This is a genomic window from Variovorax dokdonensis (assembly GCF_030316895.1).
GTDB lineage: Bacteria > Pseudomonadota > Gammaproteobacteria > Burkholderiales > Burkholderiaceae_C > Variovorax > Variovorax dokdonensis.
The window spans coordinates 671,304-690,016 of record NZ_JASZYV010000001.1 but is presented as its reverse complement, the minus strand read 5'-3'; the positions used below and the strand labels follow the sequence as shown (position 1 = coordinate 690,016).

The window sequence follows — 18,713 nt, the reverse complement described above, 5'->3', positions numbered from 1 at the left end:
GTGTCACCGGGCTGACTCGAGCACGCGAACGAGCGTGCTAAAAAAACGGATTCACTGGAGACGTCCTCATGGATTTGGCCTTTACCCCTGAAGAACAGAAGTTCCGAGAAGAAGTCCGCGCCTGGGTTGCGGAAAACCTTCCCAAAGAGATCTCCCACAAGGTCCACAACGCGCTCGAACTGACGCGCGACGACCTCCAGAACTGGGCCAAGATCCTGGGCAAGAAGGGTTGGCTGGGCTACGGCTGGCCCAAGCAGTTCGGCGGCCCGGGCTGGACCGCTGTGCAAAAGCACTTGTTCGAGGAAGAGACTGCGCTGGCCGGCGCGCCGCGCATCATCCCCTTCGGCCCCGTGATGGTGGCGCCTGTGATCATGGCCTTCGGCAACGCCGAGCAGCACAAGCGGTTCCTGCCGGGCATTGCCAGCGGTGAAGTCTGGTGGAGCCAGGGCTACAGCGAGCCAGGCTCGGGCTCGGACCTGGCATCGCTTCGCACCCGTGCCGAACGCAAAGGCGACAAGTACATCATCAACGGCCAGAAGACCTGGACCACCCTTGGTCAATATGGCGACTGGATGTTCAACCTGGTGCGCACCAGCACCGAGGGCAAGCCTCAGACCGGCATCAGCTTCATCGTTCTGGACATGAAGTCGCCCGGCGTGACCGTGCGCCCCATCAAGTTGATGGACGGCGGTTTCGAAGTCAACGATGTGTTCTTCGACAACGTCGAGGTCCCGGTCGAGAACCTGATCGGCGAAGAGAACAAGGGTTGGACCTACGCCAAGCACCTGCTCTCGCACGAGCGCACCAACATCGCAGACGTCAACCGCGCCAAGCGCGAACTGGAGCGCCTCAAGCGCATCGCCAGGCAGGAAGGCGTCATGGACGACGCGCGTTTTCGCGACGAGATTGCCAAGCTCGAGGTCGACGTCGTCGCGCTTGAAATGCTCGTTCTGCGGGTGCTCTCGGCCGAAAAATCCGGCAAGAACCCACTGGACATCGCCGGCCTGCTAAAGATTCGCGGCAGCGAGATCCAGCAGCGCTATTCGGAACTGATGATGCTGGCCGGCGGCCCCTACTCGCTGCCGCTCATCCGCGAGGCCATGGAAGCCGGCTGGCAGGGCGATTTCCCTGGCGGCCATCCCAACCTGGCGCCGCTGGCATCCACGTACTTCAACATGCGCAAGACCACCATCTACGGTGGATCCAACGAAGTGCAGCGCAACATCGTCGCGCAAACCGTCTTGGGCTGAGAAGGAGACAACAAATGGATTTCGATTTTTCCGACGACCAACAGCAACTGCGCGACGCCGTCGCCAAGTGGGTTGAAAAGGGTTACGACTTCGAACGCCGCCGCCGCATCGAGGCCGAGGGCGGTTTCTCTCGCGAAGCGTGGGACGAGCTGTCCGAATTGGGCCTGGGTGGGCTGTTCATTCCCGAAGACGAAGGCGGTCTGGGCATGGGCGCCGTCGAAGGCATGGTGGTCATGGAAGAGCTGGGCCGCGGCATCGTGCTCGAGCCGCTTGTCCAAAGCCTGATCGCCGGCGCCGTGCTGGCAGGTCATGCGGACGAAGACACCAAGGACAACTGGCTGCCCCGCATTGCTGGCGGTCAGGCCATCGTCGTGCTGGCCCATCAGGAGCGCAAGGCACGCTATCGCCTCGACGTCTGCGCCGCCGTCGCCAAAAAATCTGGCGACGGCTGGACCGTGACGGGCACGAAGAGCCTCGTTCCGGTGGGCGATCAAGCCGACGCCTTTCTGGTCCCGGCGCAGGCAGATGGCCGCATCGCCATGTTCCTGGTGGAACGCGCCGCCAGCGGGGTAGCGGCACGTGGCTACGGCACACAGGACGGCAGCCGCGCCGCCGAGGTCGTGTTCGACAACGCCTCCGCCACCTTGCTCGCCCAGGAAGGCCTGCCCGTGCTGGAGCATGCCGTGGACATCGGCATCGCCGCCACATGCGCGGAGGCAGTGGGCGTGATGGAGAAGATGCTGGCCGTCACGGTGGAGTATCTGAATACCCGCAAGCAGTTTGGCGTTCTCATCGGCACCTTCCAGGCGCTGCGCCACCGGGTCGCCGACATGAAGATGCAGTTGGAGCTGGCACGCTCCATGAGCTACTACGCCAACCTCAAGCTCAACGCGCCGGCCGCCGAGCGGCGCCAGGCCATGGCCCGCGCCAAGTATCAGTTGGGTCAATCGATGCGCTTCATCAGCCAGCAAGCCGTGCAGCTTCACGGCGGTATCGGCGTCACGGACGAGTACATCGCCAGCCACTACTTCCGAAAGCTCACGCAGCTGGAAATGACCTTTGGCGATTCGCTCCATCACCTGGGCGAAGTCTCCTCGCGCATGCAGGACACCGCAGGCGTATTCGCCTGATTGAGCCTGCGTGACTGCCCCGGCGCCGCCGCGCGCCGAGGGCATTGCCGCCCGACCAGCATGGCGGCGCTCCCGCACTTGTCGACCGTGCCAGAATGGCCGCGCCTTTCGCCCGCCAAAGGGTAGAAGGCGATTCAACGAGAGACAAAAAAAGGGAGCGCAACATGACGCAAGAGATCGTCAAACTCGACATCGCCCAGACGCTGGCCATTGCGGCCGTACTGCTGTTATTGGGCGAATTCATCAAGAAGCGCGTGGCCGTGCTGGAGCGCTTCTTCATCCCGGGCCCTGTGATCGGGGGGCTGGTGTTCTCACTGGTGGCCCTCGCGGGTCATCAGTCCGGAAGTTTCGAATTCACCTTCAACGCCGACATCCGCAACCTGCTGATGATGGTGTTCTTCACCACCATCGGCTTTTCGGCCAGCTTCGAGCTGCTCAAGAAGGGTGGCATCGGCGTTGTGCTGTTCCTGGTCTGCGCCACGTTGCTGGTGGTGCTTCAAAACGGCATGGGTGTGGCGCTGGCTTCGGCACTGGGTGTCCATCCGCTTCTAGGCCTTGCGGCTGGCTCAGTGTCGCTGACCGGAGGCCACGGCACCTCTGCTGCCTTCGGCCCGATCCTTGAACAGGCTGGCGCCACCGCCGCATTGCCCGCTGCGATTGCTGCCTCGACCTGGGGGTTGGTCACCGGCTGCCTCATCGGCGGACCGGTCGGCACCATGCTGCTACGCCGTCGGGGCGTGCGCTTTCAGGCTGGGTCACCGGACGCCGACTTCTACGAGAAAGACCTCTCCACCGCCCGCGAGACCAAGGTGACCGACCAGCGCACCGTCATGCAGGCGGTGATGCTGATCGTCTTCGCCATGGGTGCAGGCTCGTTCTTCGGGCCGTTCGTCAAGCAGTTCGGCATCACCCTGCCCGCCTACATCGGCCCCATGCTCGTGGCAGCCGTGCTGCGCAACATCATCGACTGGCGCAACCTCACGCTGCCCGTCAAGCAGATCGAAGTGACGGGCAACATCTCGCTCTCGTTCTTCCTGTGCATGGCGCTCATGTCCATGAAGCTGTGGGAACTGGCGGATATCGCCGGACCGCTGCTGATCATTCTCCTGGTCCAGACGACGATCATGGGGCTGTACGCCTATTTCGTGACCTTCAACCTGATGGGGCGCGACTATGACGCCGCCGTGCTGGCAGCCGGCCACTGCGGATTCGGGCTAGGTGCGACGCCCAATGCCATGGCCAACATGGAAGCCTTCACCGCACGCAATGGCGCCTCGGTCAAGGCCTTCTTCGTGCTGCCCATGGTCGGCGCGCTGTTCATCGACTTCGTGAACGCCACCATCATCACCGGCTTCGTGGGCTACTTCCACTGACACCAACGGCTCTGCTGGATCGGGAGCAGCACCCCGGTCTGGCACCGGATCGTCGCTAGTGCCGCAAGCGGGACGACTTCGGCAGGCCGCGGCTCAGGAACTCCATCTGATCGGCCAGGATGCGCCGATTGCGCAAGATGAAGTCTTCCCACAGTGTCGGCACATACGGCGTGTAGATCAGCGACATGCCGGCCTGCTCGGGCGTGCGATTCGCCTTGCGGTGGTTGCAAGCGCGGCACGCAGTGACCACGTTCATCCAGGTGTCGACGCCGTTTTGCGCGTAAGGCCGAATGTGCTCGCGCGTGAGGTCTTCGTCGGCGAAATGACCGCCGCAATAGGCGCAGATGTTGCGGTCGCGGGCGAACAGCTTGCTGTTCGTGAGGCCGGGGCGCATCTCGAACGGATTGATCTTGGGCACGCCCTTGGTGCCGATGATGCTGTTGATGGCGATCTGCGACTGCTGCCCGGTGGCAGCATTGTGCCCACCGCGGAATACGGCGACCTGCGCACCGACCTCCCAGCGCACTTCTTCCGCCGCGTAGTGAATCACCGCTTGTTCAAGCGAAATCCAGGATTGCGGCAGCCCTTGGGCCGACAGCTTCAACACCTTCACCACCAACGCCTCCTTCTCGATGGACGAGAGAAAAGGGAGAACAGTCAAAACGTTTCGTCGCAACGCGTCACAATATTACCCCGCTTTCATGACAACTCGCCTGCAATCGACCATCACCCTTGCTTGGCGTGCTATCAAAACCATAACTGCCGATGCAGATCTTCAGAGGATTTCGCCACCCCGGTGTCGCCAAGGCTTGCGCCTTGACCATCGGCAATTTCGACGGCGTACACCGCGGCCATCAGGCCATGCTGGGGCTGCTTGCCAATGAGGCTCGGCAACGCGGCGTGGCGAGCTGCGTGCTCACCTTCGAGCCCCATCCGCGCGACTACTTCGCCCAGATCATGCGAAAGCCTGAGCTGGCACCGGCGCGCATCGGCACACTGCGCGACAAGCTCAGCGAACTTGCGGCCTCCGGCGTTGCCCAGACCGTGGTTCTGCCCTTCGACGCGCGGCTGGCCTCGCTCTCGCCCGACGCGTTCATCCAGGACGTGCTGGTCGACGGCCTGGGCGCACGCTATGTCCTGGTGGGGGACGATTTCCGCTTCGGTGCCAAGCGGGCGGGCGACTACGCCATGCTGGACCAGGCCGGCGAGCGCCTCGGCTTCGACGTGGCCCGGATGATGAGCTACGAGGTGCATGGTCGCCGCGTCTCCAGTTCCGCAGTGCGCGAAGCCCTGGCCGCTGGCGACATGGCGCTTGCCCAGACCCTGCTCGGAAGACCCTATGCGATCTCCGGCCACGTCGTTCACGGACGCAAGCTCGGGCGCGCACTGGGGGCCAGTACGCCGGGCGGACTGGACGGATTTCGCACCCTCAACATGCGCTTCAAACACTGGAAGCCAGCCGCCAGCGGCATCTTCGCCGTGCTGGTTCACGGGCTTTCGGACGAACCGCTGCCCGGCGTTGCGAATCTGGGCGTCCGTCCTTCGCTCGACGCGAACGATGTCAATGGCGGCCGGGTGCTTCTTGAGACGCATTGCCTCGAGTGGCCGGCGCATCTGGGCGACGAGGGGGCCTACGGTAAAATTGCCCGCGTGGAACTCCTGCACAAACTGCACGACGAGCTGCGCTACACCAGCCTCGAGGCCTTGACGGCCGGCATCGCGAAGGATCGCGACGACGCGCGTGCGTTCTTCGCGTCCACGCATCGGCAGACCACCCGCGACCGAATTTGAGCGGCGGACGGTCTCCCTAGGCACCCGCTGGGCACACCGCCCCCGCCTGCCGAGCGAGTCTCTCCGCCGTTAGTCCCGACCAGCCCGAGTGCGCCATACGCGACAGCGTCGGCGGCTCGCCAAACGACCCCTGGCCCGCCAACTTACCGGCGGCGCCGCTCCGGCCCACCGGATGCCATCTTCGAACGAACCATCATGGCCGAAACTCCTGACGACGCGACCACCGACTACCGCGCCACGCTGAACCTGCCGGACACGCCCTTCCCGATGCGCGGTGACCTGCCCAAGCGTGAGCCGGGCTGGGTCAAGCAATGGAACGACGAAGGGCGTTACCAACGCCTGCGCGACGCGCGAATCGGCGCGCCCAAGTTCATCCTGCATGACGGACCGCCGTATGCCAACGGCCAGATCCACATGGGCCACGCGGTGAACAAGATCCTCAAGGACATGATCACCAAGGCGCGCCAACTCGAGGGCTTCGACGCCCTCTACGTGCCCGGCTGGGACTGCCACGGCCTTCCCATCGAGAACGCCATCGAGAAAAAGCATGGCCGCAACCTGAGCCGCGACGAAATGCAGGCCAAGAGCCGCGCCTATGCCACGGAGCAGATCGCCCAGCAGATGGTCGACTTCCAGCGCCTGGGCGTGCTGGGCGAGTGGACGCACCCCTACAAGACGATGGACTTCGCCAACGAAGCGGGCGAGATCCGCGCCTTCAAGCGCGTGATCGAGCGCGGCTTCGTCTACCGCGGTCTCAAGCCCGTGTACTGGTGCTTCGACTGCGGCTCGTCGCTGGCCGAGTTCGAGATCGAATACGCCGACAAGAAGAGCCAGACGCTGGATGTTGCCTTCAAGGCGCATGACCCTGCCGCCCTGGCGGCGGCCTTCGGCCTGCCGTCCCTTGCCAAGGACGCGTTTGTCGTCATCTGGACCACCACGGCTTGGACGATCCCGGCCAACCAGGCGCTCAACCTCAACCCCGAGCTCGAATACGCCCTCGTCGACACCGAACGCGGATTGTTGGTGATCGCGGCTTCGCTGGTCGAGATGTGCATGAACCGATGGGCGCTGGACGGCAAGGTGCTCGCCACGGTCAAAGGCGAAAAGCTGGGCGGCCTCGAGTTCGAGCATCCGCTGTACGACGTGGATGCCGGCTACCGCCGACTGTCGCCGGTCTATCTGGCCGACTACGCCACCGCCGACGACGGTACCGGCATCGTCCATTCCTCGCCCGCCTACGGCCTGGAGGATTTCAATTCCTGCATCGCGCACGGACTGTCCTACGACGAGATCCTCAACCCTGTGCAGGGCAACGGCAGCTACGCGGCAGACTTCCCGCTGTTCGGTGGCCAGAGTATCTGGAAGGCGGTGCCGGTCATCATTCAGGCGCTGCGCGATGCCGATCGGCTGATCGGCACCGAGGTCATCACGCACAGCTACCCGCACTGCTGGCGCCACAAGACGCCCGTCATCTACCGCGCCGCGGCGCAGTGGTTCATCCGCATGGACGAAGGCGAAGGCGTCTTCACCAAGCCCGGCGACAAGCCCGCGCAAACGCTGCGTCAGCTCGCGCTCGCCGCCATCGAGCAGACCGGCTTCTACCCGGAAAACGGCAAGGCCCGCCTGCACGACATGATCGCCAACCGACCCGATTGGTGCATCTCGCGCCAGCGGAGCTGGGGCGTGCCGATCCCGTTCTTCCTGCACAAGGATTCGGGCGAGTTGCACCCGCGGACGATGGAGATCCTCGACCAGGCGGCCGCGATCGTCGAACAAGGCGGCATCGAGGCCTGGAGCCGCGTGACCACCGAAGAAATCCTGGGCGCGGAGGATGCGCCCAACTACACCAAGAGCACCGACATCCTGGAGGTGTGGTTCGATTCCGGCTCCACCTTCTTCCATGTGCTGCGCGGCACCCATCCGAACGTTCACCACGAAAGCGGCCCCGAGGCCGACCTGTACCTCGAAGGCCATGACCAGCACCGCGGCTGGTTCCACTCCTCGCTGCTGCTGGCATGCGCCCTGGAGGGTCGCGCGCCCTACCGCGGCCTGCTCACGCACGGGTTCACGGTGGACAGCCAGGGCCGCAAAATGAGCAAGTCGCTGGGCAATGGCATCGATCCCCAGGAAGTCAGCAAGAAGCTGGGGGCCGAGATCATCCGCCTTTGGGTGGCCGCGAGCGACTATTCAGGCGACATCGCTGGCGACGACAAGATCCTGGCGCGCGTGGTCGATGCCTATCGCCGCATCCGCAACACGCTGCGCTTTCTGCTGGCCAACACCAGCGACTTCGACATCTCGCGCGACTGCGTTCCGCTGGAGGAAATGCTCGAGATCGACCGCTACGCGCTCAGCCGTGCCGCGCAGTTCCAGGCCGAGATCCTGGCCCACTACAAGGTCTACGAGTTCCACCCGGTGGTGGCCAAGCTTCAGGTCTATTGCAGCGAGGACCTGGGCGCTTTCTACCTCGACATCCTGAAGGACCGCCTCTACACGACGGCGGCCGGCTCGAAGGCACGCCGCAGCGCGCAGACCGCGCTGTGGCACATCACTCAGGCCATGCTTCGGTGGATGGCGCCCTTCCTGAGCTTTACCGCCGAAGAAGCCTGGGGCATCTGCGCGCCGGAGGCGAGCCGCGGGCAGTCGATCTTCGCCGAAACCTACCTCGACCTGGGCAATCCCGACGATGCCCTTTTGTCCAAGTGGGGCCGCATTCGCGAACTGCGCGACCTGGTCAACAAGGAAGTGGAAAACCTGCGCGCCGACGGCAAGCTCGGTTCGTCGCTTCAGTCCAATGTCCGCCTCACGGCCGGCGAGAGCGACTTCGCCTTGCTCTCCACCCTGGGCGAAGACCTCAAGTTCGTGCTGCTGACCTCGGTGGCCGAGTTGACGGCCGGTTCGCAATTCGAGGTCGACGTCAGGCCCAGCGCAGCCCTCAAGTGCGAACGCTGCTGGCACTGGCGCGACGACGTCGGCCATGACGTCGAGCGGCCGACCTTGTGCGGCCGCTGCACCACCAACCTCTACGGCGCCGGCGAAGTGCGCACCGTCGCATGAGCGCCGCCCCCGCAGCGAACCGGACGCCCGGCGGCAGCGTCTGGCCGTGGCTGATCCTTGCCCTGGTCATCATCGTCGCCGATCAATGGACGAAGGCACTGATCCTGGCCAACTACCAGTACGGCGACCAGACGTTCATCACCAGCTTCTTCAACATCGTGCGGGCCCACAACACGGGCGCCGCCTTCTCGTTCCTGGCCAGCGAGTCGGGCTGGCAGCGTTGGCTGTTCACGGCCATCGGTGTGGGAGCGGCGATCTTCATCGTCTGGATGATGCATCGCTATGCCGGCCAGACGCTGTTCATGCTGGCGATGGCGTTGATCCTGGGAGGCGCCATTGGCAATGTGGTCGATCGCACCATGCACGGCTACGTGGTCGACTTCCTCGATTTTCACTGGAGCGGACGGCACTTCCCCGCCTTCAACCTGGCCGACAGCGCCATCTCCCTGGGCGCGGTGCTGCTCATCTTCGACGAGTTGCGCCGGATGCGACGCGGTAGCACTTCTTCCGCCTGAGATAGCGCAAGCCCGGGCGTATAGTTACCGGGATTCATGAAGCATTTGTTGAACTTGCTGGCAGCCATCGCGCTGCTGGTATGGGGTACCCATCTCGTCCGCACGGGAGTCATGGGCGTCTTCGGTGCCGGCCTGCGCGAGTTCCTGGCTCGCAGCATGCGCAACCGATTCACCGCTGCGCTGTCGGGCATCGGCGTGACCGCGCTGGTGCAGTCCAGCACGGCCACGTCGCTGATGACGTCTTCCTTCGTCGGCCAGGGCCTGGTGGCGCTGCCCGCTGCGCTCGCGGTCATGCGTGGCGCCGATGTGGGCACGGCGCTCATGTCGGTGCTGTTCTCGACCGATCTGTCATGGCTTTCGCCCCTGTTCATCTTCGTGGGCGTGGTGCTCTATATCTCGCAAACTGCCACGCAGGCCGGGCGAGTCGGGCGCATTCTCATCGGTCTGGGACTGATGCTGCTGGCTCTGCAACTGGTGGTCGCGGCCACGGGACCCTTGTTCGACGCGCCACCCGTGCGCGCACTGCTGGCCTCGCTCACCAGCGACGTGCTGCTCGAGATCACGCTCGGTGCCGCGTTGGCCGTGCTCGCCTATTCGAGCCTGGCCGTGGTGCTGCTGGTGGCGGCGATGGCGGTGTCGGACGTCGTGCCCTTGGACGTTGCATTGGGCCTCGTGCTCGGCGCCAACCTGGGCAGCGGCGCCTTGGCCGTGCTGACAACCGCCAAGTCAGCGGTGACGGTGCGCCGTGTGACGGTGGGCAACCTGGTGTTCAAGCTACTGGGCGTGGCGCTGGCGGCGCCCTGCATCGGCCTGTGGATCCGCTATGTGCGGCCTTATCTTCCTGCGACGCAGGTCGTGGTGCTGTTCCACCTGGCCTTCAATGTGGTGATGAGCTTGCTGTTCATCGGCCTGACCGATTGGGTCGCGCGGGCCATGACCCGCCTTCTGCCCGAGCCGACGCAACCCGCTGGCAGCCGGCGTCCGCACCACCTGGACCCGTCCGCGCTCTCGACCCCCACGCTGGCCATTTCTAATGCAGCACGCGAGGCGATGCATCAGGCGGACCTCGTGGAGACCATGCTCATCGGCCTGCTCGAAGTCATTCGCAAGGATGACCTTCGCCTTGCGGCGGAGTTGCGCAAGATGGACGACGACGTCGACCGGCTCTACTCCGACATCAAGTACTACATGACCAAGATCTCGCGCGAAGCCCTTGGCGAGGCGGAGAGCAGACGCTGGACGGACATCATCAGCTTCACCATCAACATGGAGCAGATCGGCGACATCATCGAGCGCGTCATCATCGACATCGAAGACAAGAAGATCCGGCCACACCGCAAGTTTTCCGAGGCTGGAATGGGCGAGATCACCGAGATGCATGCGCGACTGCTTGCCAACCTCCGGCTGGGCATGAGCGTGTTCCTGAACGGCAACCTGCACGACGCGCAGCGCCTGCTGGAGGAAAAGGTGCGCTTCCGGGACCTGGAGCATCACTACTCCAACACGCACCTGGAGCGCCTGTCAGAGCGCACGACATCGAGCATCGAGACCAGTTCGCTTCACATCGACCTGATCAGCGACCTCAAGCGCATCAATTCGCACATCTGCTCGATCGCGTATCCGATTCTCGACACGGTGGGCGCGCTCGCGCCGTCGAGGCTTCGCACCTCGCGGCTTGGGGACCTTCAGGGCTGAAGTCTGGCGCGCCCCGGCAGGCGCTGTGAAGTTCAGGAAATGAGCCGGGCACGCGCCACGTGCGCGGCATGGTCCTTGAGCAGGTATTCGTGATAGAGCAGCAAGGGGATGCCGCCAAAGGCCAGGCCGATCACGAAGACCAGAAGACCCATCAACGGGAAATCGGCGCGGGAGATGTCGCCGGCAGCCAGCGCCAACGCGAGCATGCTCACCCCGACGATCGTTCCCACGAGTGCACGCGAGCAACGCTCGGCGCGCAAATAGCCGTCAGGGTCAAATCGCATTCCGTCGTCTTCCGCGCCTTGGCGCTTGTTGTCTCCGATGTTCTGCATGGCCTCTCCATCATGTGAACAGGCTCCCTGCGCGATTGATATCACGCTGCTTGCATGCAGATCAACTGAGCAGCTTCCCTAATGCGGAATTGGACGGACGCTGTTGGGGCGATGAGGCCAGTGCTTCTGGCCCGCCCGATGCGCTGGATGCGCTGGATGGTTTGAACGCGCGAAAACGGTCTCGACCGCTCGCGGGGTCAGACCGTTCGAAAAGAAAGGGAAAACCGGGGGAAAAGCCTAGTCCCGGCGCCCGCGAATATTGACCCCGGTCAAGCGGGCGCGGACTCCCGGCCTTCCAGAATGCGCCACAAGGCGACTGGAGATGGGATGCGACTGGCTCAGTTCAGACCAATGCGCGCTGCGCGAGCACGCAGGGCTTCGGCACGTGCCGGATCAGTCTGCTCCAGGGCATGGGCGGCGTTGAACAGCTTGCGCATCTGCTCCACTTCGTCCAGCACCTTGCGCGGATTCATCAGCGCGCCCAGCACCACCGAGGCCTCCTTGGCAAAAGCGGCCCAGGCACCGGAAAGGCTGCTCAGGACGGCGGAATTGGTGGTCGTGTTGAGTGCGGACATGATGAAAGACTCCTCGTGTCGATGGTGTGAATGGCCTCCATTGTATCGGGTTTACCCTAATTTAGGGGTTAACCCTGGAATTCGAGACGAAAAGCCGCCAAGGATTGCCGCATTCACTGCGGCTTTCGACCGGTGCCCGCCCGAAACGGGCAGTGTTCGCGCAAACGGGATTCGCTCATGACGACCCTCATCTACACCCACGAAGCCTGCCTTGCCCATGACCCGGGCCCTCACCATCCCGAGTCGCCGGACCGCCTGCACGCGGTGCTGGCGGCCTTGAACAACCCGGACTTTGCCAACGTGCAGTGGCGCGAAGCGCCTCGCGGTACGCGGGAGCAGGTTCTGCACGTTCATTCCGAGGACTACGTCGCTACGGTCGAGGCACTGGCGCCTGTAGAGGGCTACCAGATGCTCGACGGCGGTGACACGATCATGTCGCCCGGTTCGCTCGAAGCCGTGATGCGATGCGTCGGCGCCGCCTGTGCCGCTGTCGACGCGGTGGTGGCCGGCGAAGCGCGCAATGCCTTCTGCGCCACCCGGCCATGCGGTCACCACGCCGAAGCAGGCCGCGCGATGGGCTTTTGCATCTTCAACCAGGCGGCCATTGCCGCATTCCACGCGCGCGCCGAGCACGGCCTGCGGCGTATCGCGGTCGTGGACTTCGACGTGCATCATGGCAACGGCACGCAGAACAGCTTCTACCGCGACCCGGACCTGTTCTACGGCTCCTCTCACCAGTCGCCCTTCTACCCCGGCACTGGCGCGCGCCACGAGACCGGGGTGAACCAGAACATCGTGAACATCCCGCTGGCGCTGGCCTGCGATTCGGAAGGCTTTCGCGCTCGCATGCGCGACGAGATGCTGCCCGCGCTGCGACGATTTGCGCCGGAACTGCTGATCATCTCGGCCGGCCTCGATGCGCATTTCAAGGACCCGCTCGGTGGCCTGAACTTCACCGACGACGACTTCCACTGGATCACCACCGAGCTCATGAAGGTGGCGGACGAAAGTTCACAAGGTCGAGTCGTGTCCATCCTCGAGGGCGGCTACAGCCTCGACGCCCTGGCAACCGGCACAGCGGCGCATGTGCGCGCCTTGATGCAGGCCGCCTGACTTCCACCGGCGTGCAAGCGCGCATTCACGTCGCAAGGCTTTGCGCGGGGCTCTGCCACGCACGGACGGCTGCGCTGGCACGGGTTCATCCCGATACGGATTCTGGAAAAAGTTGACTTTGGTCAATCCAGCGAAGTGATGCGCAGGCGCAGAGTAAGTAACTTGAAAGGAGCGGCTGGGTGCTCCTTCAAGCGATGAGAGAAGAGCTGCAATCAACCTAGGAGACAACATGATCAAGAGCCTTGCATCCCGAGTCTGTTCTGCGGCCTTGCTGGCCACCGCCCTGGTGGCGGCGCCCGCACTGGCCTGGGAGCCGACCAAACCCGTCGAGTTCGTCGTGCCGGCCGGCACCGGCGGCGGCGCCGACCAGATGGCCCGCCTGATCCAGGGGATCGTCATCAAGCACAAGCTGATGAAGGAGCCGCTGATCGTCGTGAACAAGTCCGGCGGCGCGGGTGCCGAAGGCTTCCTGGCCATCAAGGAAGCGAAGGGCGATCCGAACAAGATCGTCATCTCGCTGTCGAACCTCTTCACCACCCCGATGGCCACCGGCGTGCCCTTCAACTGGAAAGAGATGACGCCCGTTTCGATGATGGCGCTCGACCAGTTCGTGCTCTGGGTGAATGCCGACCAGCCCTACAAGACCGCCGCCGAGTACATCGCCGCGGTCAAGGCCGCTGGGCCGAACAAGTTCAAGATGGGTGGCACCGGCTCCAAGCAGGAAGACCAGATCATCACCGCTGCCATCGAGAAGGCAACCGGCGTCAAGTTCATCTACGTGCCGTTCAAGGGCGGCGGCGAAGTGGCCGTTCAACTGGTGGGCGACCACATCAACTCCACCGTCAACAACCCGATCGAAGCCGTTGCCCAGTGGCGCGCCGGCAAGCTTCGCCCGCTGTGCGTGTTCGACAGCGAGCGCATGCCCTACAAGGACAAGATCACCGACACCCAGTCGTGGAACGACATCCCGACCTGCAAGGAAGCGGGCGTGCCCACCGACTACGTGATGCTGCGCGGCATCTTCATGCCCCCTGGCGTCAAGCCTGAGGAGAAGGCCTTCTACGTCGATCTCCTGAACAAGATTCGCGCCACGCCGGACTGGGCCGAATACATGGAGAAGGGCGCGTTCAACAAGACCGCGCTCACGGGTGACGCCTACACCAAGTGGCTGACCGAGGCCGAGACGATGCACAAGACGCTGATGACCGAGGCCGGTTTCCTGGCCAAGTAAGCAGGCGACGACTCCGGGCGGCCGCGTCGCGCCAGCGACGGTTTTCCGAGGCCAGGCCGCCGGCCACACCCCTGCGCGAGGGCGCGGGGTGTGACGTGCCCGCAAGGGCTTGCATTCACGATGAACAGGATGGGCTCCATGGAGCAAGAGCAAATTTCGCAAGAGGTCGAACGCAAGGGCGTGGCGACCTGGGTGGTGGAGGCCGTCGTGGCCGCGATGCTGCTGATACTGGGCATCGTCGTCATGACGGAGAGCCGCCGGCTGGGCGCGGGCTGGACCAGTGACGGCCCGGGCGCAGGCTACTTTCCCTTCTACATCGGGCTGATCATCACGATCTCCGCCTTGGGCATCTTCTACCAGGCCGTGCTGTCGAAGAAGCGCAATACCGAGGTGTTCGTCGATGGCGAACAGCTACGCCGCGTGCTGTCGGTACTGGTGCCCGCGGCGGTGTATGTGCTGGGCGTCTCCATCTTCGGCCTGTACATCGCCTCTGCCGTCTACATCGCCCTGTTCATGATCGTGCTTGGCAAGTTCTCCTGGATCAAAGGCGTTCTCGTGGGCGTGATCGTCAACACGATCTTCTTTTGCATGTTCGAGGTGTGGTTCAAGGTGCCCCTGTACAAGGGCATGCTCGATCCGCTTGCCTTCCTGGGCTATTGAACCGAAGCGGAGCCAACTCAAATGGAAGAAATCAATGCGTTGATGCACGGGTTCTCCGTCATCATGTCGCCCGCGAACTTCGGGCTGATGCTGGTGGGGATCACGCTGGGCGTGCTCATCGGCGTTCTGCCCGGCCTGGGTGGCGCCAACGGCGTCGCCATCCTGCTGCCCCTGACGTTCACGATGTCGCCCACCTCGGCGATCATCATGCTGTCGTGCATCTACTGGGGGGCGCTGTTCGGCGGCGCCATCACGTCGGTGCTGTTCAACATTCCCGGTGAGCCCTGGTCGGTGGCCACCACCTTCGACGGCTATCCCATGGCGCAGAAGGGCCGTGCGGGCGAGGCGCTGACGACAGCCTTCACCTCCTCGTTCATCGGCGCGCTGGTCGCGGTGATCATGATCACCTTCATGGCACCGCTGGTGGCCAAGTTCGCGCTCAAGTTCGGATCGCCTGAGTTCTTCGCGGTCTACCTGCTGACTTTCTGCAGCTTCGTGGGCATGGGCAAGGGCTCGCCGTTCAAGATCCTCGCTGCGATGGCGCTGGGCTTTGCCTTGGCGACGGTCGGCATGGACACGGTGACCGGCCAATTGCGCCTGACCTTCGGCCAGCCCGAGCTGATGCGCGGCTTCGACTTCCTGATCGCGGTGATCGGCCTGTTCGGCATCGGCGAGATCCTGCTGTCGATGGAAGAAGGCCTGAGCTTCTCCGGCAAGAGCGCCAAAATCGATCCGAAGGTGGTTTTCCAGACCTGGAAGCAACTGCCGCAGTACTGGGTCACCTCGGTGCGCAGCTCGATCATCGGCATGTGGATGGGCATCACCCCCGGCGGTGCGACGCCGGCATCCTTCATGAGCTACGGCCTGGCCAAGAAGATGTCCAAGCGCGGCAGCAAGTTCGGCCAAGGCGAGATGGAAGGCGTGGTGGCTCCGGAGACGGCGGCACACGCGGCCGGCACCAGCGCCCTGCTGCCGATGCTGGCCCTGGGCATCCCGGGTTCGCCGACCGCCGCCGTGCTGCTGGGCGGGCTGCTGATCTGGGGCTTGCAGCCCGGTCCGCTGCTCTTCGTGGAACAGAAGGACTTCGTCTGGGGGCTCATCGCCAGCATGTACCTGGGCAACGTGGTCGGGCTGCTGGTCGTGCTCAGCACGGTGCCGCTGTTCGCCTCGATCCTGCGCATTCCGTTCTCGATCATCGCTCCGGTGATCATCGTGATCTGCGCGATCGGCGCCTACACGGTGCACAACGCGATGCTCGACATCTGGTTCATGCTCGGGTTCGGCATCATCGGCTACGTGTTCAAGAAGCTCGACTTCCCGCTTGCCCCGCTGGTCCTGGCGCTGGTGCTCGGCGACAAGGCCGAGGACTCGTTCAGGCAGGCCATGCTGGTCTCGCAAGGCGACGTGATGGTGATGTTCTCCAACCCGCTGGTGGGTTCCATCACCGCCCTGGCTCTGCTGATGCTCCTGTGGCCGCTGATCGGCAAGGCGATGGCCTTTGTAAGGCAGCCGAAGATCGACGAGTTCCACAAGGAACGGCCGGTGGATTGAACCACTGCTGCTCTATCGACAAAGGCGCCCTCGGGCGCCTTTTTTCATGGCGCCGCACTGACCACGGTTTGCATCGGGCTGTCACGAAACCGTCACGTTGGCAGGTGAGCCTTGACCGCCCTTCCAACTTGCTTCCAATCCCCTTTCAAAAGGTGCCGCCCATGCTCCCACCCGGTTCGTCGCTTCGCGCCGTTGTGCGCGCCGCCACCATTGCCCTTGCTGGCTTCACGCTGATGCAGGCGCCGGCTTCGGCCCGCCACGGCCACGGCCACGGCCGCGAACCGAAGGTAGAGGTCCAGATGCAGCGCCTCTGGCAATTCGCACATCAGCCGGGCGTGCCAGGACAAAAGTCGGAGATCGTGACCTTCGACGAACGCACCGACACCCTTTGGGTGGCTGGCGTCCTCGGTGTGGACGTGATCGATCGCGACAACGGCCAGCGCGTTGCGCACATCGACGTGAGTCAGTTCGGGCTGGTCAACAGCGTGGCCATCCATGACGGGCTGGCGGCCTTCGCCATTGAGAACGCCCTGGACCGCACCCAGGCCGGTGTTGTCGTCTTCTACGACACCCGAAGCCGCCGCCAGCTCGGCGCGCCGGTGACCGTTGGCGCACTTCCGGACATGCTTACCTTCACGCCCGACGGAAGGCAGGTCCTGGTGGCCAATGAGGCCACGCCCAATCCGCGCCCCACGGCCGCCGGCGTTTCGCCGGATGATCCGGTAGGAAGCGTGAGCATCATCGATGTGCGTCGGCGCGACGTGCGTACGCTCCCGATCGACCCTTCGATCCCGGGCTACCCGCTGCTGCGTCTTTTTCCTGCCATCGGCACGCTGCCTACGCAGCCTTCAAGCTACAGCCCCTACGGGCCTGAGCCGGAATACATCGCCGTCGACAAGCACGGCCGCTACGCGTTCGTGGGCCTTCAGGAGGCCAACGGCGTAGCGGTGCTCAATCTTCGGAGTCAGCGCTTCGAGAAGATCTACAGCCTAGGCCTGAAGGATTTCTCGCTGCCCGGCAACGAAATCGATCCCGGCGACCAGGATGGCTCCATCCAACTTCGCAGCGTTCCGGTCAAGGGCTTGTATCAGCCCGATGCCATCGCTGCCCACGAATATCGAGGCGACACCTACCTGGTGATGGCCAACGAAGGCGACGCGCGCGACAACGGTGACGCTGATGCCGAAGACGAGCGCCGCGGCTCAGCCGGCAACGCGAGCATCGAATACGTGCCCGACGGCAGCGAACTCGGCCGCCTGACTTTCTCTAACGTGGATTCGGCGCGCGGCGCAGCGTTGGTGGCTTTCGGCGCGCGTTCCATCTCGATCCGCCGTGCCGACGGGACGCTGGTCTATGACAGCGGCAGTACGCTCGACGCAGAAGCTATCCGCCTGGGAATCTATGACGATGGCCGCAGCGACAACAAGGGCGTAGAGCCCGAGGGACTCGCGTTGCTGCGCATCAAGGGACGCCTTTTGTGCTTCGTAGGGTTGGAGCGCACGTTGAAGTCGGCGGTGGCGGTGTTCGACATCACCGACCCGAGCGACGTGCAATACCTCGACATGATCGTGAGCGAGGGCGACCTGTCGGTCGAAGGCCTGACTGCCTTCAAGCAGCGAGGCCGCTACTTCGTTGCGACCTCCAACGAGGTGTCAGACACCACCTCGCTCTTCGAGGTCAAGCTCAAGCGTGGCGGCTGGGACCGCGACGACGACGAGTGAAACCGAAGGGCCCGGGCCTCAGATCTTGCCCTTGGCCCGCAGCCGGCTGAGCGTCTCGGCCGAAAGGTTGAGGTAGGACGCCAGTTCCTTGCGCGGGATGCGGTCGGCCAGGTCCGGGTGCTTGCGCATGAAGCGGTGAACGCGCCCCGGCGCATCCAGCAGGTGCAGCGTGATGGTGTGGGCCATGATTTCGCTCATGCCTTTCATCACCGCGTATTCGAAGTGTTCCTTGGCGTCGGGATGCCGGTTGAGAAAGGCGATCCATTCCTTCAGCGGCAGCGTGAGCACGCGCGCCTTGGTGACGCACACGATGCCGTATGGCGTGGGCGTGCCCAGGCGCAGCGCGGCGTAGCTCGTTTCCATGTCGTTCTCGTCGGCAAAGCGCAGGATCATCTCCTTGCCCTCCGGGTTGCTCACGACCCGCTTGAGGATGCCTTCGAGGATGAAGTACTGCGTCATGTCGCGAACGCCCTGCAGCAGCAGGAAATCGCCCTTGTTGCCGTCGACCACCGTCAGGTGGGCTTCGAGCTCGGCGCGTTCGGAATCGCTCAGATCCTTGAGGACCACATTCTCCCGGAGCTGGAGGCGAATGATGTTTTTCTCCGGGTGGTTTTCCAGCAACGTCATGTCTTTTCTAAGGGCCTTTGGGCAAGCTGTCCGAGGGTGCTGCGCTCATCGTTTTCGCGAAAGTTGACCGAGGTCAACGCCTCGTAAGCACC

Annotated in this window: 16 protein-coding genes; 12 read left to right on the top strand and 4 right to left on the bottom strand. The window is 63.8% G+C overall.

All coding sequences use genetic code 11. The annotated features are described in order from the left end of the window. The first annotated feature begins 68 nt into the window (after positions 1-68). The 3 genes from QTH91_RS03180 to gltS all read left to right on the top strand — a co-directional run bounded on the left by QTH91_RS03180 (position 69) and on the right by gltS (position 3,753). The gene (locus QTH91_RS03180) at positions 69-1,250 is read left to right on the top strand and encodes an acyl-CoA dehydrogenase family protein (RefSeq protein WP_286658581.1); all 1,182 of its coding nucleotides are present in this window, start codon (positions 69-71) and stop codon (positions 1,248-1,250) included. Between the two features lie 14 nt (positions 1,251-1,264). After that, positions 1,265-2,380, top strand: a complete 1,116-nt coding sequence (locus QTH91_RS03175; protein WP_286658580.1) for an acyl-CoA dehydrogenase family protein — start codon at positions 1,265-1,267, stop codon at positions 2,378-2,380. Positions 2,381-2,544: 164 nt separating this feature from the next. Beyond that, positions 2,545-3,753, top strand: coding sequence for a sodium/glutamate symporter (gene gltS / locus QTH91_RS03170; protein WP_286658579.1), 1,209 nt, complete (start codon positions 2,545-2,547; stop codon positions 3,751-3,753). 55 nt (positions 3,754-3,808) lie between these two features. Here the strand turns inward: gltS and QTH91_RS03165 are convergent, their stop codons facing one another. Next, positions 3,809-4,366: an HNH endonuclease gene (locus QTH91_RS03165; protein ID WP_286659593.1), complete on the bottom strand. Its 558-nt coding sequence runs from the start codon at positions 4,364-4,366 to the stop codon at positions 3,809-3,811. Between the two features lie 152 nt (positions 4,367-4,518). Here QTH91_RS03165 and QTH91_RS03160 point away from each other — a divergent pair, with 152 nt between their 5' ends. The 4 genes from QTH91_RS03160 to QTH91_RS03145 all read left to right on the top strand — a co-directional run bounded on the left by QTH91_RS03160 (position 4,519) and on the right by QTH91_RS03145 (position 10,811). Next, a complete protein-coding gene (locus QTH91_RS03160; RefSeq protein ID WP_286658578.1) occupies positions 4,519-5,544 on the top strand; it encodes a bifunctional riboflavin kinase/FAD synthetase in 1,026 nt (341 codons plus the stop codon). A gap of 195 nt (positions 5,545-5,739) precedes the next feature. Then, on the top strand, positions 5,740-8,601 hold the full coding sequence (ileS, locus tag QTH91_RS03155) for an isoleucine--tRNA ligase (RefSeq protein WP_286658577.1): 2,862 nt from the start codon (positions 5,740-5,742) through the stop codon (positions 8,599-8,601). Further along, positions 8,598-9,116: a signal peptidase II gene (lspA, locus tag QTH91_RS03150; RefSeq protein ID WP_286658576.1), complete on the top strand. Its 519-nt coding sequence runs from the start codon at positions 8,598-8,600 to the stop codon at positions 9,114-9,116. Before ileS ends, lspA begins: the two co-directional genes overlap by 4 nt. Before the next feature lie 36 nt (positions 9,117-9,152). Then, positions 9,153-10,811 (top strand): Na/Pi cotransporter family protein, encoded by a 1,659-nt coding sequence (locus QTH91_RS03145; protein WP_286658575.1) that lies wholly within the window; start codon positions 9,153-9,155, stop codon positions 10,809-10,811. A gap of 32 nt (positions 10,812-10,843) precedes the next feature. Here the strand turns inward: QTH91_RS03145 and QTH91_RS03140 are convergent, their stop codons facing one another. Both QTH91_RS03140 and QTH91_RS03135 read right to left on the bottom strand, forming a co-directional pair. Continuing rightward, a complete protein-coding gene (locus QTH91_RS03140; protein ID WP_286658574.1) occupies positions 10,844-11,143 on the bottom strand; it encodes a hypothetical protein in 300 nt (99 codons plus the stop codon). 338 nt (positions 11,144-11,481) lie between these two features. Next, positions 11,482-11,718 carry a hypothetical protein gene (locus tag QTH91_RS03135; RefSeq protein WP_286658573.1) on the bottom strand — a complete coding sequence of 79 codons (237 nt, stop codon included), beginning with the start codon at positions 11,716-11,718 and terminating at the stop codon, positions 11,482-11,484. 177 nt (positions 11,719-11,895) lie between these two features. Between QTH91_RS03135 and QTH91_RS03130 the strand changes: the two genes are divergently transcribed. The 5 genes from QTH91_RS03130 to QTH91_RS03110 all read left to right on the top strand — a co-directional run bounded on the left by QTH91_RS03130 (position 11,896) and on the right by QTH91_RS03110 (position 17,994). Next, a complete protein-coding gene (locus tag QTH91_RS03130) occupies positions 11,896-12,831 on the top strand; it encodes a histone deacetylase family protein (protein ID WP_286658572.1) in 936 nt (311 codons plus the stop codon). Between the two features lie 229 nt (positions 12,832-13,060). Continuing rightward, positions 13,061-14,062: a Bug family tripartite tricarboxylate transporter substrate binding protein gene (locus tag QTH91_RS03125; RefSeq protein ID WP_286658571.1), complete on the top strand. Its 1,002-nt coding sequence runs from the start codon at positions 13,061-13,063 to the stop codon at positions 14,060-14,062. A gap of 138 nt (positions 14,063-14,200) precedes the next feature. Further along, complete coding sequence (locus QTH91_RS03120) at positions 14,201-14,722, top strand: tripartite tricarboxylate transporter TctB family protein (RefSeq protein WP_286658570.1); 522 nt, start codon at positions 14,201-14,203, stop codon at positions 14,720-14,722. 21 nt (positions 14,723-14,743) lie between these two features. Continuing rightward, on the top strand, positions 14,744-16,273 hold the full coding sequence (locus tag QTH91_RS03115; protein WP_286658569.1) for a tripartite tricarboxylate transporter permease: 1,530 nt from the start codon (positions 14,744-14,746) through the stop codon (positions 16,271-16,273). A gap of 161 nt (positions 16,274-16,434) precedes the next feature. After that, positions 16,435-17,994, top strand: coding sequence for a choice-of-anchor I family protein (locus QTH91_RS03110; protein ID WP_286658568.1), 1,560 nt, complete (start codon positions 16,435-16,437; stop codon positions 17,992-17,994). An 18-nt stretch (positions 17,995-18,012) separates the two neighbouring features. Here QTH91_RS03110 and QTH91_RS03105 read toward each other — a convergent pair whose 3' ends face one another. Then, a complete protein-coding gene (locus QTH91_RS03105; RefSeq protein ID WP_286658567.1) occupies positions 18,013-18,621 on the bottom strand; it encodes a Crp/Fnr family transcriptional regulator in 609 nt (202 codons plus the stop codon). Positions 18,622-18,713 lie beyond the last annotated feature (92 nt).

Excerpts from the sequence above, each read along its gene's own strand:
- QTH91_RS03180 (WP_286658581.1), top strand. The coding sequence starts at position 69 with ATGGATTTGGCCTTTACCCCTGAAGAACAGAAGTTCCGAGAAGAAGTC.
- QTH91_RS03175 (WP_286658580.1), top strand. The coding sequence starts at position 1,265 with ATGGATTTCGATTTTTCCGACGACCAACAGCAACTGCGCGACGCCGTC.
- gltS (WP_286658579.1), top strand. The coding sequence starts at position 2,545 with ATGACGCAAGAGATCGTCAAACTCGACATCGCCCAGACGCTGGCCATT.
- QTH91_RS03160 (WP_286658578.1), top strand. The coding sequence starts at position 4,519 with ATGCAGATCTTCAGAGGATTTCGCCACCCCGGTGTCGCCAAGGCTTGC.
- ileS (WP_286658577.1), top strand. The coding sequence starts at position 5,740 with ATGGCCGAAACTCCTGACGACGCGACCACCGACTACCGCGCCACGCTG.
- lspA (WP_286658576.1), top strand. The coding sequence starts at position 8,598 with ATGAGCGCCGCCCCCGCAGCGAACCGGACGCCCGGCGGCAGCGTCTGG.
- QTH91_RS03145 (WP_286658575.1), top strand. The coding sequence starts at position 9,153 with ATGAAGCATTTGTTGAACTTGCTGGCAGCCATCGCGCTGCTGGTATGG.
- QTH91_RS03140 (WP_286658574.1), bottom strand. The coding sequence starts at position 11,143 with ATGCAGAACATCGGAGACAACAAGCGCCAAGGCGCGGAAGACGACGGA.
- QTH91_RS03135 (WP_286658573.1), bottom strand. The coding sequence starts at position 11,718 with ATGTCCGCACTCAACACGACCACCAATTCCGCCGTCCTGAGCAGCCTT.
- QTH91_RS03130 (WP_286658572.1), top strand. The coding sequence starts at position 11,896 with ATGACGACCCTCATCTACACCCACGAAGCCTGCCTTGCCCATGACCCG.
- QTH91_RS03125 (WP_286658571.1), top strand. The coding sequence starts at position 13,061 with ATGATCAAGAGCCTTGCATCCCGAGTCTGTTCTGCGGCCTTGCTGGCC.
- QTH91_RS03120 (WP_286658570.1), top strand. The coding sequence starts at position 14,201 with ATGGAGCAAGAGCAAATTTCGCAAGAGGTCGAACGCAAGGGCGTGGCG.
- QTH91_RS03115 (WP_286658569.1), top strand. The coding sequence starts at position 14,744 with ATGGAAGAAATCAATGCGTTGATGCACGGGTTCTCCGTCATCATGTCG.
- QTH91_RS03110 (WP_286658568.1), top strand. The coding sequence starts at position 16,435 with ATGCTCCCACCCGGTTCGTCGCTTCGCGCCGTTGTGCGCGCCGCCACC.
- QTH91_RS03105 (WP_286658567.1), bottom strand. The coding sequence starts at position 18,621 with ATGACGTTGCTGGAAAACCACCCGGAGAAAAACATCATTCGCCTCCAG.